Source organism: Chitinophaga agrisoli (assembly GCF_008386695.1).
GTDB lineage: Bacteria > Bacteroidota > Bacteroidia > Chitinophagales > Chitinophagaceae > Chitinophaga > Chitinophaga agrisoli.
The window spans coordinates 1,238,865-1,254,473 of sequence record NZ_VUOC01000004.1 but is presented as its reverse complement, the minus strand read 5'-3'; the positions used below and the strand labels follow the sequence as shown (position 1 = coordinate 1,254,473).

At 52.7% G+C, this 15,609-nt stretch carries 10 protein-coding genes; all 10 read right to left on the bottom strand.

Annotated elements, in window-relative coordinates:
- Window positions 1-5: 5 nt before the first annotated feature.
- Window positions 6-1,229 carry an eCIS core domain-containing protein gene (locus F0L74_RS24080; RefSeq protein ID WP_149840466.1) on the bottom strand — a complete coding sequence of 408 codons (1,224 nt, stop codon included), beginning with the start codon at window positions 1,227-1,229 and terminating at the stop codon, window positions 6-8.
- A 10-nt stretch (window positions 1,230-1,239) separates the two neighbouring features.
- A complete protein-coding gene (locus F0L74_RS24075; protein WP_213087066.1) occupies window positions 1,240-2,616 on the bottom strand; it encodes an ATP-binding protein in 1,377 nt (458 codons plus the stop codon).
- Between the two features lie 21 nt (window positions 2,617-2,637).
- On the bottom strand, window positions 2,638-4,032 hold the full coding sequence (locus tag F0L74_RS24070; protein ID WP_149840465.1) for a contractile injection system tape measure protein: 1,395 nt from the start codon (window positions 4,030-4,032) through the stop codon (window positions 2,638-2,640).
- 70 nt (window positions 4,033-4,102) lie between these two features.
- Window positions 4,103-7,597, bottom strand: a complete 3,495-nt coding sequence (locus F0L74_RS24065) for a baseplate wedge protein (protein WP_149840464.1) — start codon at window positions 7,595-7,597, stop codon at window positions 4,103-4,105.
- A gap of 27 nt (window positions 7,598-7,624) precedes the next feature.
- Window positions 7,625-12,118 (bottom strand): baseplate J/gp47 family protein, encoded by a 4,494-nt coding sequence (locus tag F0L74_RS24060; RefSeq protein ID WP_149840463.1) that lies wholly within the window; start codon window positions 12,116-12,118, stop codon window positions 7,625-7,627.
- A 57-nt stretch (window positions 12,119-12,175) separates the two neighbouring features.
- The gene (locus F0L74_RS24055; protein ID WP_149840462.1) at window positions 12,176-12,604 is read right to left on the bottom strand and encodes a GPW/gp25 family protein; all 429 of its coding nucleotides are present in this window, start codon (window positions 12,602-12,604) and stop codon (window positions 12,176-12,178) included.
- Window positions 12,605-12,636: 32 nt separating this feature from the next.
- Window positions 12,637-12,933 carry a PAAR domain-containing protein gene (locus F0L74_RS24050; protein ID WP_149840461.1) on the bottom strand — a complete coding sequence of 99 codons (297 nt, stop codon included), beginning with the start codon at window positions 12,931-12,933 and terminating at the stop codon, window positions 12,637-12,639.
- 56 nt (window positions 12,934-12,989) lie between these two features.
- Window positions 12,990-14,639, bottom strand: a complete 1,650-nt coding sequence (gene vgrG, locus F0L74_RS24045; protein ID WP_149840460.1) for a type VI secretion system tip protein VgrG — start codon at window positions 14,637-14,639, stop codon at window positions 12,990-12,992.
- A gap of 4 nt (window positions 14,640-14,643) precedes the next feature.
- Complete coding sequence (locus tag F0L74_RS24040; protein ID WP_149840459.1) at window positions 14,644-15,351, bottom strand: CIS tube protein; 708 nt, start codon at window positions 15,349-15,351, stop codon at window positions 14,644-14,646.
- Window positions 15,351-15,527, bottom strand: coding sequence for a DUF5908 family protein (locus tag F0L74_RS33370; protein ID WP_188316136.1), 177 nt, complete (start codon window positions 15,525-15,527; stop codon window positions 15,351-15,353). The genes F0L74_RS24040 and F0L74_RS33370 overlap by 1 nt, the downstream gene beginning before the upstream one ends.
- Window positions 15,528-15,609: the final 82 nt, after the last annotated feature.

Genomic DNA, 15,609 nt, shown 5'->3' with positions numbered 1-15,609 from the left:
GAACATTACGATAGATCGATCACCAGGGATGTATACGCGTCTGCATTATTAAGCGGCGTAGGGCCGGGATAACCTGCTGTAGTGCCGGAATGCCCGCGCCAGCCGGAATAGGCGTCGTCCGCAGCGCCCATAGCGGCAAAGGCGGAGTGGAAGGCCTCATGCAATACCAGCGCCCTGCGGTAAGTGGCGTCTGCTGTGGGGCCAAAGGCTATATTGGTGCAAATGCTAAAGGCATGTCCGCCGGGTACCAGGGTCAATCCGCCGCGGTCAGCGCAAAGGGCATGGCCCGCAGCATCCAGGCAGTTAATATCTACCGTATACATTTCTGTGCGGGCAGTGCGTAACCTGGCCGCAATGGTAGCTATATTGGCTTCGGTAGCGGCGATGCCGAAATGCCGGGTCATTGCGGCGCGCACCTGTGCTGTTATCGGCCTGGTTTCCAGTTTTACCAGTGCATTCCGTACCCAGGCGCCGGCGTCAAATATAAACTGATGGATATCGCGCCGCTGGGTGGCGGTACATCCCGGATTAGCGCCCAGCCGCTGTATCTTACGGCCTATGCCGCCGGACTGTTGCACTACGTGCGTAAGCTCATGCGCCAGCAGGTGTTTGCCGCTGTCAGATTCCGGGGCAAACTTGCCGCTGTTGAAATAAATATCGTTTCCTACGGTAAACGCCTGCGCCTGCAGATCGTTGGAGAGCTGGCTGGCATATCCGCCTGTATGGATGCGTACATCAGAGAAATCCGTTCCAAAGCGGCTTTCCATAAAACTTTTTGTGCCTTCCGGCAGGGAACGGCCGTTGCCCCGGGTGGCGCGTATGCCACTGGTTACCGCGTCACTGGCTTTGCTCTCGCCGCCGTTTTCCTTCCGCTGTATAAAGGAAGGCAGCGGGCTCCGTTGCGCTTTCTCCTCTTCTTCGCATTGGGCGCATTTGCGTTGAATAAAACTGGGCAGCACCTGTCGTTGTACCGTTTCTTCTGCGGAACAGGCGGCGCATTTACGTTGTATAAAAGCAGGCATAACCTGCCGTTGTACTTTTTCTTCTTCTTCAATACCGGCTTCCTGCCGTTGTACCAGCGTGTCTGCCGGCATGCGCATAATATGGTCTGCTACGGCGTCTGCCTCTGCTTCCTGCGGATCGTTCACCGCGCCAACAGTAAGCGCTGTATGTGCAGCAGCGGGCGTAGCGCCAGATCCTCCCTGTGTTGCGTGTTGTGGGTTATGCATACTAAGGGTTTTAGATAGTTTTACCTTCTTTTTTTAGTTCTTTCCGGATGCCTTGCAGCACATCCTCCGTAAGGATATGACGATCGTTACGGTTCAATGCCATCAGCGATGCAAACTGCACCACGTTCATTATCGAACCGCCAGACAGCTCATACTGGTGGGCAATACGCTCCAGTTCCGCACGGGCAGGAGGCTGGCATTCCCGGCTAAAAGAGTTCTGCCATAAGCGCAAACGCTCCCTGGCCTGTGGCTGCTGGAAATGTATGATCGCCTGCAGCCGGCGCGTAAAGGCCTCGTCTACATTATTACGCATGTTAGAGGCCAGTATCACCAGGCCGCGGTAATCTTCCAGGCGTTGCAGCAGGTAGGCGATCTCCTGGTTCGCATATTTGTCATGCGAGTCAGAGATATTGGTACGTTTGCCAAACAGCGCGTCCGCTTCGTCAAAGAAGAGGATCCAGTTTTTATTCTCCGCTTTGCGGAATACCTTTTCCAGGTTCTTCTCTGTTTCGCCTATATACTTGGAGATCACCATAGAGAGGTCTACCCGGTATACATCCAGCTGGTACAGTTTGCCCAGCAGGGAGGCTGTTAAGGTCTTACCTGTACCAGGCGGACCATGGAACAGCACTTTGTAGCCGGGTTTCAGCTTTTGCGACATACCCCAGTCCTCATTAAGCGTGGCGCCGTGTTGGATCCATATACGCAGCTCATCCAGCTGTTGCGCGGTATGATCATCCACTACCAGGTCAGACCATTGCAGGCCTGTCGTAAGGCGCCGTGCGGGGAATTCCATACTGAAATTGGGTTTCCTGAAATGTCCTGTGGTAAAGAAGTCCACATATTCTTCAGAGATGCTGACCGGGCTGCTGTAAAAAGGCTCACTGCCCGGCGCGGGATCTATGGTAATGATCTGGTGGGCGGAGAAGATATGCTCCGGTTCAAACATTTTATACAGCCGGAAACGGTGCCCCAGGTCATTGCCTGCCAGCAGGAATAACGCTGTTTCTATGGTGGGCAGGAAACCGCTGTGGCGCGTGCCCTTAATACCGCCAAACTCTGTGTGCCCACGGCCGGAGGCTTTATTCACCGTAAAGAAAACATCCAGCAGGTGCGGCTGTATATGGGGTATCAGGGTTAACATCAGCAACAGGCGCTCATCCCTGTTCAGGTGATAATAGTTCACAAAATCCGCGTATACGGAGTGGTCGCCGGATAGGTCCGGGGTGCTGTCATCCGTACCGGCGGTAATATCTTCCGGGTTAAAATAGGCCTGCAGGCGGGCATTCACTACCTGGGCAAACCAGGTGATCTCCCGCGAAAGGCTATCCGCATTCTGATCCAGCGCGCTGCCGTTAATAACCGGCGCTTCCATCAAGCCATTCATAATGTAAATTGTTTTGTTAAATCACCATTCCACAAAGATCAGATAACCATTCCAGGGCAGGCTGATGGTAGAGTACCCCCACGGAATGCTATCCAGTAATACGTCCAGCGTTTTCTGCTCTACCTGTAAACGCCAGGCGCTATTGTCCTTATGCTGCAGGATGCCATCCCTTTTCAGGAAGGTTTCCCGCAGCCCGGTTATAGAAGTGTTTTTTAATATTTTCCAATGCTCTATTACAGATTCCAGCAGCACGGCTGCTTCCTTCATTTCCGCTTCCTGCAGCTCAATATCCAGCGGCACGGGATCATCCGGCGAGAGGCCGCAGAACACCTTCTCCAGTACCAGGCTGTATTCCGGCGGTTGTTGTTCGCCTGTGCAAAGGTATTTTAACAGGTGCACGGCGCGGTAACAGGCGTCCCGGTCCCGCCATTCTGCCCCTTGCCATAGTTCCAGTTTGGTAAAAAAGGGTTTCAGAAAAGCAGCCAGCAGCACCAGACCGGCATGTCGTACGGTATACTTTGTCTCCGTTGTGGTGGTGCTGTATTCAAACTGGAACAGCTCTTCCGGTTGCAGTGCCCATTGTTGCTGTTCCGCAACGGCAGGAGCGGGGTCCATCCCCTGCGCTTTGGCCAGCTGTAATACCTGGGGTTGCAGCGCCTGTACCGCCTCCGGCGGGATGGCCAGTATCATGGGCAGGTGTGCCTGAAAGAACTGCCAGGCCAGCTGTTTATTGCCCCCCTGTTTAAAGATCTCCGGGGCGTTTTCCAGTAGCAGGCTAATAAGGGGCGCTAGTGTTTGATGGCCGGCGGTTACCGTATCGGCCTGCGACAGCAGTTGCCCGCGCCAGTCATTGACCAGCGCATAAGCTGCCTGCAGGTCCGGGAACAGCGCCATTATAGCGGTACGGACTGTGTTGTTGAACTGGAAGGCTAAACGCCGCCATAATCTTGTCTGCAGGCGGTTCTCCTGCAGAAAATGCAGCAAGGTTTGCGGTTGCTCCTGCAATAGTAGCAGCGCTGTTTCCTGCAGCTGCAGCGTGTCTTCCTGCACCCACCAGGGTAGCGTACCCTTTAACAGGAAATACTGCAGCATTTCTACCTGGGATAGTTGCCGTGCTTCCTGCCGTTCTGTTAGCGAGATGCCGGCCAGCTTCTGCTGAAAGGCCTGCTCAAACTTTTCCAGGAACACCGTGGCAAAATGGGTGCTGAAACCATGTGGGCTAAACCTGCCCAGGTTGATCTCCAGCCTTTCTATACGCAGCCATTCATCTTCCCCGGTATATTTAGCGCATACCTGGTCCACTATATCCATGATCTGGTCCTGGTAGGTGAGGGCAAAGTTATGGCGCAGGTTCAGCGCCAGCTCCTCATCTGCACAGGTCACTTCAAACAGCAGTTTATTGATCAGGTGGTTCATGCATGCTACATTTAGGGATACCGGACTTTTTTATAACCGTCCATCACGTTTAACAGTCAGCCGTTATAGATCACTGACCGCAATCATCTTCACACACGCCGCATGGTTGCAGCGTATTCAGCACATCTACCAGCGGGTTTACCTTTTCATAACTGGGCATTTCCGTTTGCGCCATTTCCTGCAGCCAGTCAAAATACACCTTCTCAAAACGCTGCATTTCATTAATGCCTACCCACATCACATGCAGGTATACATGCGCCGGTGATTCTGTTTGCAGGGTCTTTTCTACCAGGTTGCGGAAGGTCTTATCCCGGAAGCGTTTAGGCCAGCAGGGAAACAGGATGGTAGCGCGGAAAGAGTAGGGGTCTTCGTTATTATCGCAGGCGTCTGCCTCGCAATACAGGTCCAGCAGGTAGCCAAAATAGCGCATCAGCAGGGCAATCTCTTTCTCAATATCATCCGCCACTTCTGGCGCGCCTTCTTTTTTTGATTTCATGTTAAAGATAAAGCTGCTCTGTGCCAGCACCACATCTTTATCCCCATGTATAATGAAACTGTATTTTGCTTTGGCAGGATCTTCTTCCCCGTTGGAAACGATGGTATAGTTCACCCGTTCAGAACCATACTCCTGCAGGTCTTTTACCCGTTTGGCCAGGTTCTCGTAGCGGCGGAACTTCAGCGGTACAGGCGCGGCGCCATCCGGGAAAGCTTCCTGGAACAGGAAGGATTGTTCCCCTACATTGGGATTGTCGTTCTTACGGATGAACTCCAGCACCCAAGGCAGGTTGTCATAACATTTTTCTGCCGGTATACGGTATACCCTTTTCTTATAGGGGGGTACTTCTGTATTTTGATTCAGCCCGCGGCCCAGGTCGCACAGGTCCAGGCAAATATCCGGCAACCCTACTGGGATGGGATTGCCTGCTTCATCCAGCGCGCCGTCAAATTTAGGGCGTAACAGCAGGTGCTCCACCAGGTGCATGCCCTCGTTATCATTCAGCTCATCCAGCACATGCTGCAAGCGTTTAAAGGCTTTCTCCCGGTCTTCCTGTTTGTCAAACTTCTCGCCATTGGCAATAACGCTGGCGTTTTCGGGATCGGTACCGTCCCACAGCTCAAACCAGAAGGTGCCTATCTGTCCGGCGGATTTGCGGCTGCGCTGGCGGAGCTCATCATGGAACCGGAAATTATTGCGCTCATCCGCATACTCCAGCAGTTGGGAGATGAGCATTTCCGTACAGCAACCGTCAGCTACTTCTATACTGGTCAGCAGTACCGTTTCGTGGTTCTCCGGATCTACTACTTTTACTACGTTCAGGTACTGGCCTTTTTTATTCTTTTTCCATACCTGGCTTTTTGTTTTTTCATCTGTTTCCATCACCGGTTCTACTACAATAAAATCAGGGGCCAGCGTACGGCGTTTGGCGTTGCGGAAACCCAGTAGACGGCTTACCCTTCTTTCTGTACCGGATACGTTAGGGGTATCCCATATATCCGGCTGGGCATAGTTATAGGCTTTAGACCGGTTGGTGCTGATCTGGTAGTACTCGCCATCTTTGAGTATACGGATCTTGTCCTGTATCATCCGCTCTTTTACCTTATAAGGCGTGAGCCAGCCGCTTAGTGTTTCATATTCGCTCAGGTCCTCGCTAAAGCGAGCCAGCATATGATCCAGGAAATCGTTACGGCGCTCCTGGAACAGTTTGGGCGTTTCTATCAGGTTTTTGAGCACGCTGGTGAATTCTGCCAGCACATCGTTCCATTCTCCGGGCGTGCCGTGATCTATTACCAGGTCCTTAAGGTCTGCTATCTCGGTAAGGGCGCGGGTGAAATAGGTATACTTTACTGTATCATCAAAAGTGAACAGGTCGCGCAGGTGGTTCAGCTGCACCAGGTAGCCGGCCAGCAGCTGTTCAAAGAACAGCAGGTAACCTCTCAGCTGCAGCGCCTGTACCTGCCGTTTCTCATCGGCCCCCGGGGGGAGGCCCGCACGGTCGCTTACCCCATAGCACATAGGCAGGGAGTAGGTAACGGGGTAATAGTCCTCCAGCTCCATATATTCCCCGGTGGGGATGGGCAGGTCTGTGGGATGGCCTTCCAGCTTATACTTACGCTCCAGCACTTTTAAGTCGTTAAAGAGTTTCAGCATACGCTCCGGACGGCGGTCTGCCTGCCTGCCGGTGTTGTAGGTGATCAGCTCCCGCTCTTTACAGAAGATGATGGGGGAGAGGGAAGGCTGTATCCTGGCTACTTTACGCTGCTCGCGCAGGTAGTTGAGCCATTGGTAAAAAAAGTGTTTATCCGCTGCGGCGTCTCCGGTATCCTTACCGTCTGATAGGTGCAGGTAGGTAATGGCCTTAATGCCTTTGATGTCCGCTATCTCGTTGATGATATCAGACAGGCGGATGTCGCGGAAAAAGTCCGTACGCTCCAGCGCTTCGTCATCGATAAAGCCATGTTTTAATGCCGGGCCTTCAAAGATCTCATCTATCAGGTACCCTTTTCCCTGCATCTGATCAATGGTGTAAAAGGGTACGGAAGGGGTGAAGTATTTGTAGATGATAAAGAATACCTGTGACAGTACCTGGTCAGGGTCTGCATATTCTTCCAACGCAATGGAGGCCATGATCCCAAAGTCCTGGTACTCCACGCCGTTAATGCTCAGGAAATCCTCGCAGAGGTTGCGGTGGCGGGACAGGCGGTCCAGCACCAGCTGCCGTACTTCTTCCCGCTGATCGGCGATCAGCACATCCTCTTCATATTCTATCATCACATTATACAGCCCTTCAAATTCAACGATCTTGGAGGGCAGCACCGGCCTGTCTGGTGACAGGTAGGCCATTACCACATTCAACGCCTTCACCTTTCTGTCAATGTCTTTCACCTGGTCCTGCAGCTGCTCCCTTTCTGCTATGAGTGTGGCCTTTTTAGTGGGGTCTATATCCGGCATGTCTATCTGCGTGGTAAGATCGGTGATCTTTGTTTCCAGCGCGGTCTTTTCCTGGGCCAGTTTGTCAATGGCCGCTTTGGTTTCCTGCGAACGGGTATTGCGGTAAGCCTGTACCTGTTCTGTGCTCAGGGAAGCTACGCCCAGTTTGCCATAACAGATCTGCTCTTCCGCGTCGTCGCAGGAGCAGCCCGGTTCGTCTTTTATCGTTACATCATTATAGTCTATCCATACCGGTACCTCATAGTCCTTACTGGGCTCTATCCAGGCATTGCGCACGCCTTTGATGTCTATGACCAGCTTACGGTAGTCGTTAATGGTAAGCGGGTTGTTATGGAGTATCTGGCGGGCGGTATAGAACACCTGTTTCCAGGTGTTGTTATTCAGGTTTTCCGGCGCCAGCAGGTCCTTTACGTCAAAATCTGTGCGGTAGGCAAGGTCGGTGATCGCATAACAAACCGCCTCCAGGATAGATATGCCGGGGTCTGAGTTATTATAATCCGTCCAGATATCGCTGCCCAGCTTTGCGATGGATTGAATGCCTTTGTCGCGCAATGCGGTATAATCTTCCGCTGGGAGCAATGGGTTGGACTTTGGTATGGTAACTGGCTCTTGCATGTCAGTTTAGTTTATGGGGATGGATGATCATTTAGGATTATTCTTGTCTTTCTTTTTCCGGGGAGTGGCGGCTTTTTTGGCGGGTTTAGCGCCCAGGTCAGCGCCCCTGCTGCCGGATGGCTTGGTGACATCCTTTTCTGCTGCAGCCTTATCAGCCGCCGCCTTATCCGCAGTCAATTTATCAGCCACTGCTTTCACTAATTCACCCGTCGCCGTCTCTTTTGCGATCTGCGGTTTCAGCGTCTCTGCTTTTGCAGCGGTTGCGCCAGCATCTGTTTTTGCCGCTTCGGCCTTGGCGTCTTTAGCAGCAGTAGCCGCTGCGGTAGCTGTTTCCGCTTTAGTAGTACTTGCTTTAACAGTATTCTTCTCCGCGGCTTCTTTTGCCAGTTCAGCGGTGGTTACTTTTTCCCGGCCCATATCTACACCACCCGGCACTACTCGGCCGGCCGCGCGTTGCTCACAGCGGGTGGGGCGTAACGGCTCTTCATAAGGCACAATAATATGTTTGGGCACAGATACCAGTATCGAGCGGGGAGTGGCCGGCTGCGCCACTACTACGCCTATAAAGTTCAGCTGCTCCTGCAGGAAATGTTCTACATCATCACAGCTATCCAGTTTATCCAGCACCGCCGGCATATCGTCGTTATTGTCCTGGCTGGCTGCTGCTTCGGCGTCCGTGCCACGCAGGCTGGTAGAAGGGCAGCATTCATCCCGGCACACAAACAGCAGGAAGTCCGTAATAAAATCCACATATGGCCTTTCTTCAATAAAGTTCACAATGGCAGATGCATAGATCTTCTGCCCGAACTTTACCTCGGCATTCTCGTCAAAGGCCCAGGGCGTAAGGAACTGTACCAGCTCTTCGTTCAGCTTTTTCAGGTAATAACCTTTATCCGTACCGCTGATGAATTTTACACGGAAAAAGGTCAGCACCTGCTCATACACCGGGTTGCGGGCCCGTATCTGTACAAAGGGGGAGCTGCGTTGTTTCAGGTAATCCTCTATGGCCAGCAGGGTGCGGCGGCTCGTTTTAGGCCGTAACGGGTCAATGGCGTTGCGGTTCTTAAGATTGGCGATGGCTACCACCAATACATGTCCAGGGGCCACCTGCGGACCACAGCAGGTGGTCTGTTCCTGGCCGTTCACCATTTCCGCATGGTCTCTGCAACCACAGTTCGGGTCTGTATGCGGAATACATTTCACCTTATAGATACTGGGAAAACGGTCCAGCACCAGGTGCTCATAATCCCATGCATTCACTGCCCGCCCTTTATGGCGCAGCCGTTCGCTTACACGGGTATAGAATTCCTTGCCAACCTCCTGGTGTTTGCCATCAAAGGAAGCAAAGGGTTGTTGTACTTTACTGATCTCTGCCACCTTTACCGCCAGTTTGCTGATGCTGCCGGCCGGCAGGGCATTATCAAAATGGGAGGGTGCGTTGCCGTTATCTTCAAACACCGCTTCCGTAACCTGTGCCACCACATCCACCAGGTAGGGGAAACGGTTGGCATACTCTGTTACGCTGGCGCAAAGCCAATGCAGGCCGCCGGTGATGATAGTGTTGTCATTGGTCGCATCCTCCGGCAAATCTATTTTTATAATACCGGTGGTCTGGAAATCGTAGGTGCCGTCAAATACAATGGCTTCTCCGCGTAAGGGCCGCCATTCATTATTGCTCAGGTAAGACCAGTGCACCTGCGGCGGATCATTTTCTTCATCTTCTGCGGTACCTTCTGCAAACTGGAACAGGAGCGACAGTGTTTGTAACGGCTGTGCTTTTTCAAGGCCAATGAATAACATGCCTTCTTCCTGTATACGGCCGGAGTACTGATTATACTGCTGTGAGGCATCCAGTCCGCTGGCGCTTAACATCAGCTTTGTAAGATAACGCTGCCCGGCTGCTTTGGTTGCTGCCTTACTGCCGGCGTTATGGGTGGTGAGGCCGGAATTGGTATCCTCCGTATTATCATCGTCCAGGTTATATGCGCTATAAGGGCTTAACCAGGTGAACTGCGGCAGCAGGGAGCCATTGGCTTTTACCGGCGCGCCTTTAACTGTTTTACGCAGTACGGCCAGGTCCTTTACGGGTACTCCCGCGGCGGTATTGTCCGTTAGCCAGTTATCCGGCGTAGCGGTATCTATTTCTGCCACGCCAAAGGGGTATACATGAAAGAACTGGTCTATACCCGCTTCCAGTGAGTAGAGCGCTGAGGTGTAGCTGATGGATATCTCGCGTGTTTTCAGCAATGCCGCCAACTCTGCAGACTGTTCAAAAATGCCTTTAGTATCGGTGTTAGGAGTGGTGGCATTCACCAGCTGCAAAAATCCCTTCACCGTTTTGGTATTTTCCCAGGTGGCAGGGTAGGTGAGGGGCAGGCGGTTGGTGTCTATCTGGTTCATGCCGCTGCCGGAGTAGCCGCCAACGCCTGTGTACAGCATATCGAATGTCATGCCAACAGACGGGAATGTGGCGTTACTGGTGTACTGGGATGATAATGCTGTCCATTGCCGGTCCTGTAACAGGTTCAGCTTGTAATTGGGCGTCTGATTGCCACCGCTGGTTACCGGTTGCACGTTTACAGTCAGTTCCTGCAGGGACTTGTTGAAGACCTCCGGGCTGCCTATATACATGGCGCTACCTACCTTGGGATAGGCGCCAAAGGGATCAAAGGGTTTATCAGGCGATAACGGGCCGTCATCATTAAATAACGTCAACACCTTTAGTCCGTCAAAATTGCCATAATCGCCAAAGGCCGCCGCGCCTGTCACGTTAGGGGAAACATATTTGTTAATGGAACCTACCTTTACGGCAATAGACAGGCCATACAGTGACAGGTCCTTGAAACGGTCCGCATCCAGGCCCACTTCCGGGCCTACCATCACCTGCATTACCGGGTGAATGGTGGGATAAGCGTAGCCGGTATGCAGCTTTGCATCAAAATTGATGACTGCTTTTTCAGACACCGGCAGAAAGATATATACTTCATCGCTATCGTTGTTAACGCCATAAGCAGCCTGCCATCCTTCCGCAAAGAAAACTTCCTCCTGCACCAGCTTTGCAAAATCGGCCGCGGGCCTTTCCTGCGCTATCTTCAGCCAGCCATCTTCAGCGCTCAGCCATATAGCGGCGTTATTATCAGCAGTGAACAGCTCATGCAGGCGGTAAAGTTTTATGGTAATGAGGCGGTTGCCGCCCTGCAGCAATAACTGCGGAGAGGCAATGGAAAAACCAACCGCTGTATCATTCTTAGTATGCAGTTCTTCGTTGATGATCTCCAGCGCTTCACAAATGTTCTGTGCCTCGCCGGGATGATTGCTGCCTTTACCAAACGTAGGCCATTTGGGATACGGATCAGCGAACTTTTCACCATAGCCGTCCAGGGAGTTGGCCACCGGGCGGGCATATAATGCCTGGATGGTCTTATCTTCCTGCGCTACCTCCGGCGGCAGTTTTTCTATAAACAAGGTCTTCAGCTCTTTTACTTTGGCCTGGTTCACTACCAGCCCGCTCTCCGTTTTGTACGTCTGTACTTTTCCGGCGGCGTCCTTGCCGGCGTCCAGTGCGGTGCCGGGGGCTACGTCAAAGCTGGCCACATCCCTGGCCAGTTCAAATACTACAAAAGCGCGGTCGGGGATGGATGGTTTTTCCGTCAGTTGCAGCACTTCGCGGTAATAGAAGTCCAGCACCCGGCCAGTAAGCGTATTCATTTGCTCCTGGGCCAGCCGGAAAAGCTGCAGGAAGCTGATGAACAGCGCCATATGCGGCTGGTGCGCGGGGTATTGCTGCAATGCAAACTGCAGGTATTTTTCGGAGTCAGTTACCAGCTGACTCATAACGCCATAAAAGCTCAGGAAAATGGAGTCTACAAACAGCGCGGCGTAACGGATCTTATCTTCCGGTGTATTGCCTTCATAGATACTGATATCAGGATCTACGGCGTCATTCACTTTCCATACATCATCGTTCTGGATGGCGGAGAAGTCCAGCGTAAAGCTGTTCTTGGCGTCTACCACCTTAAAGCCTTCTTCATAGGCGATCATCTTCTTTACCTGCTCCTGCAGGCTGGATTGTATAGCCAGTTGCAGGTCAGCATACAAAGGGTTTTCCGTAATGGCCAGGGAGTACCAGCTGTCCAGGCGCACCAGCATGCCAATGATGGGATCAAACAGGTTGGAGAAGGCGGTGGCGCTGGGTTTTGCATCCAGCTTCGTGCGGTTCTCATCATAGTCCTTTTTGATCTGGGGCATGTCTATAGTGCCAATAGAGGCCGCAATAACGGCCATATCACGCCGGAAGAACTCTTTCCAGCTTACCTGTCCGGGCGGGGTATCATCTTCCACCTGGGCGTCCGGTACATCATAGAACCGGATCTGGGCGGCATATCTTTTTGCAAATACCAGCAGGTCTTCCATGCTGCGGCCGTCTACCGGCGCATAACCGGGGTCCAGCGCTTTCAGGTACCGGCCCAGCTGGCCAGATCCGTCGCGGTTAATAGTGGTATGACAATGACAATTGCTCATCTGAACGTCATAATTAAAGGATGGGTGAATAGTTCATTGGGGTTAAGTATAGCGGCATCATACCGGTTTCACCGTTTCAATGTTCGTGGCCTCCGTGATATAGAAGGGGAACACATAATTGTAACGGGTATTGGTCTTGATGATACTGTATTCTATGTTGATCTCCAGCCGGCCCTCTCCCTGGAATGGGGTAGTGGTCAGGCTTTCCACAATGATCCGTGGTTCGTGGAATACCAGCGCTTCGCGCACGATCTTTTCTATCATGGCGATGGTAGGCACGTTCATCTGATCAAATACGTGGGGCTGGAGGTTACAGCCAAAGGTGGGCAGCATCACCCGCTCACCGGTGATGGTGGCAAGGATGATCTGTATGCTGCTTTTTACATCGGCTTCTTCCGTAAGCATTTCCGGGCCATACCATTCCCTGCGGAAGGTGGGCGGAAAACTCCACCCGGTGCCTAAGAAAGATCTGTCTATCGATGCCATATAATTTGCGGTTAATGAGTGGTGAATAAAAATCAGCCTCCTATCAGAACGGAGGGGAAACCGGCGGCAATGCTGCCGCCATGTGCTGTCATATCGCCCTGGCGCGCGGCCTGCATGCCGCCTATGAGCACTGTAGCGGAACCTTTGGTAATGCTATCCGGCGGACCGGCGCATGCGCACATGCCGCCTGCTACCGCGGCGGGCTGTCCGCCAATCAGTACCGTAGGCACGCCAGGCGGCATAATAGGCCCGCCGGTATGCGGGTTACCACTGCCGGGGTTTGCCATGGGGCAGGTATGATTATCTGTTACACGTGCTGCAGGAGGCATTGTTACCTGGTTTTAATATGGTAGAATGATAAAATCGTTTGGTGTACAGCGGTCCGCTAGTTGATCATCACCTGTGTGCCTTTGATCACCACATTAGCGCCGGCCTGTATCGTAATGCCTTGTGCATTCATCTTGATACTGTTCTGGTGCTCGTCCTTCAGCTCCATAGCGCCGCTGGCGTCATTAATGATCAGTGATTTCTCACCGGAGCCGGTAGGTACCAGCACCGTCAGGCGTTTATTGGTATCGTCAAACACCAGCTTAATACCCTGTTCCGTTACAAAGCCGTATTGTAATGAACCGCTTTGCTCCGGCAGGGGGGACTGTTTGCTGTCCTTGCTGTGCAGGTAACCCACGATCACCGGTTCGCGGGGATCGTCATTCAGGAAACCCAGCACTACTTCGTCCGTAACCTGCGGGCGGAAATACACGCCCCGGTTGGCGCCCGCGTCCAGGGTGGCTACCCTGGCCCAGATGCCTTCATTGCCGGATGTAATGGAGGGGATATGCACCTTTACGCGGTACTGGCCGCCTTCTTCCTGGTCGTCCAGATCCACCACGGTGCCTATCTGTAAACCGCTTACGCCGGGTAATAGCCCTGCGGCCGGTTTATCCATCACGTTCTCTTTTTTATAGAACCAGTCATCGCGCCAGCCAAACTGTATATCTGTTTGCCAGTTGCCTTCAAAATGGTGCAGCACGCCAGTCACAAATACATTGCCGTTAAAGCGGTCGCCTACGCCGGCCAGCGTGATCATGCTACCCGGTTTTACGGTGGCGTTGCCTGCAATGCGTACCCTGCCAATAGCTTTGGAGAGATGATTGCGCATGGCTACCGCATCTGACCAGCTTTGCAGCTGCTGCTGTGTAAGATGGCCGGGATGGCTTAATTGCAGCTCGGCGCCCAGCACGCCGCCCAGTTCAGAAGAGGGGATATTGCCGTTCTCCGTGAAGGTGGCGGTACCGGCTTCAGATGTTTCAGGTTCTTGTTTTGTATAATCCCAGGAGTGGGCAGTAACGGCTTGCACCTGGCGGCGCGCGTCCATATCCGCTTCAAACTCCCAGATATTACTGCCAAAGGTGGCCGTTACTACCGGAGGGGCTGTGGTGCTGGGTTTTTTTGCCACCAGTTTGCCATCATCGGTTAATACCAGCATACCGTTGGCTTCTGCGCGGGTAACGATAAAGTCCCAGTCCGTAGCGTCAAACTGCACCAGCTGCTTATGCGGCACATTGGTGCTTTCCACATCGGGCGTCAGGCTGCCGCCGCTCGCCAGTTCGGAGATCACGTCGCTGTCTGATTTATTGATGTGGTACGCATGCTTGCGGGTAGCGGTCAGTTTAATGGCTTTGTCCTTGGCCTCTATCAGCAGCAGGGAGCTGCCCTGCTGGGTTACTTTAATGCCATGTTTCACAATAATGCCTTCAAAGATGGTATCGGCGCTGCCTTCATATCCCAGTTGTACACGGATCTCATTACCGGGTTTGAATTTGTCATCATTGCTCAGCGGAAAGTCGCGGTTGGCGGCAGATCCGTCTGCAAACACCAGGCGCGCATACGCTATCTTGTTAAAGGATCTGTTTACGGTGATCTGTGAGAGCCGTATCTCGTTGCTCAACACGGTACCGTTAATGAATACCTTGCGCGTGATGGAGGTCCTGGATCGCTCCGTACCGGGCGTCAGGCTGTCTAAGCTCGCTGTCATACGATCATTTCGTTGATGGTTTAGAAGGGCTGTTACTGTCGTCCATCGGCGGGAATAGCAGCTTGGAGCCGGCTTCCAGCTTCCTGAAGTTCTTAAGGCGGTTAGCCTTTGCCACCTGTATATAATACCGCTGATCGTTGTAGATCTGGTGTGTAAGCAGGGGCAGCAGGTCGCCTTCCTTCACCACTACCTCATGGGTAAGGTCCGGGGAGGAGAGCATGCCCAGGATATCATCCAGGGGCTCAATGGTATGCTCCGTAAAGGAAGCGTTTACCTTGGCCCGGATGGGCAGGCCCGTGAAGTCGAACATGGTGTAGGTAACCGTGGAGCTGTTCATTACGCAGGTGCAGATGAACAGGCCATATTGTACGATCAGGTAGGCCGGGCTATGTAAAGCGCCCCTTACGCCCGTAGTGGCAGCACGGAACAGCGCTACCTGGGCCGTAACGGGTATCTTTACGCCGTTGGTGTTTACGCCAGTGCCGTCGATCATGAACTCTATGGTAAAGGTCCGCGGTTTGGTATTCTTGTATTTAACCGTGGCGCCCTGTTTACCGGGCGGACAATCGCTTACCCAGTTTAGGTCTTCCTTAATGGCTAGGCTGTCCGGGTTGAACATGGCCACAAAGGGGATACCGATGGGGAAGCTTCCGGAATTTACCGGAATGATCTTCAGGTTAAAAGGCAGTTTTGCCAGGCTTTGGGTGTCCATTATCTTTCTTTTTGTTCCCGAAGGATGTCTAGGATCTTACCGGCCAGCTCGTCTTCCGGGTTTCCCGCAGTGGCTGGAGGGCACTCCGGCTGCGTGGTGGTACCGGTGCTCCTGTTATCGCCGGAGTTGGGGTCTACTACCGCCCGGATGATCACTTCGTTGATTTGTACAGGCATGATGATTAGCTTTTTGCTGTTAGCAGTTAGCTTTTAGCTATTGTGTGGTTAGCTTTTAATTACGGCTAAAGGCTAACCGCTA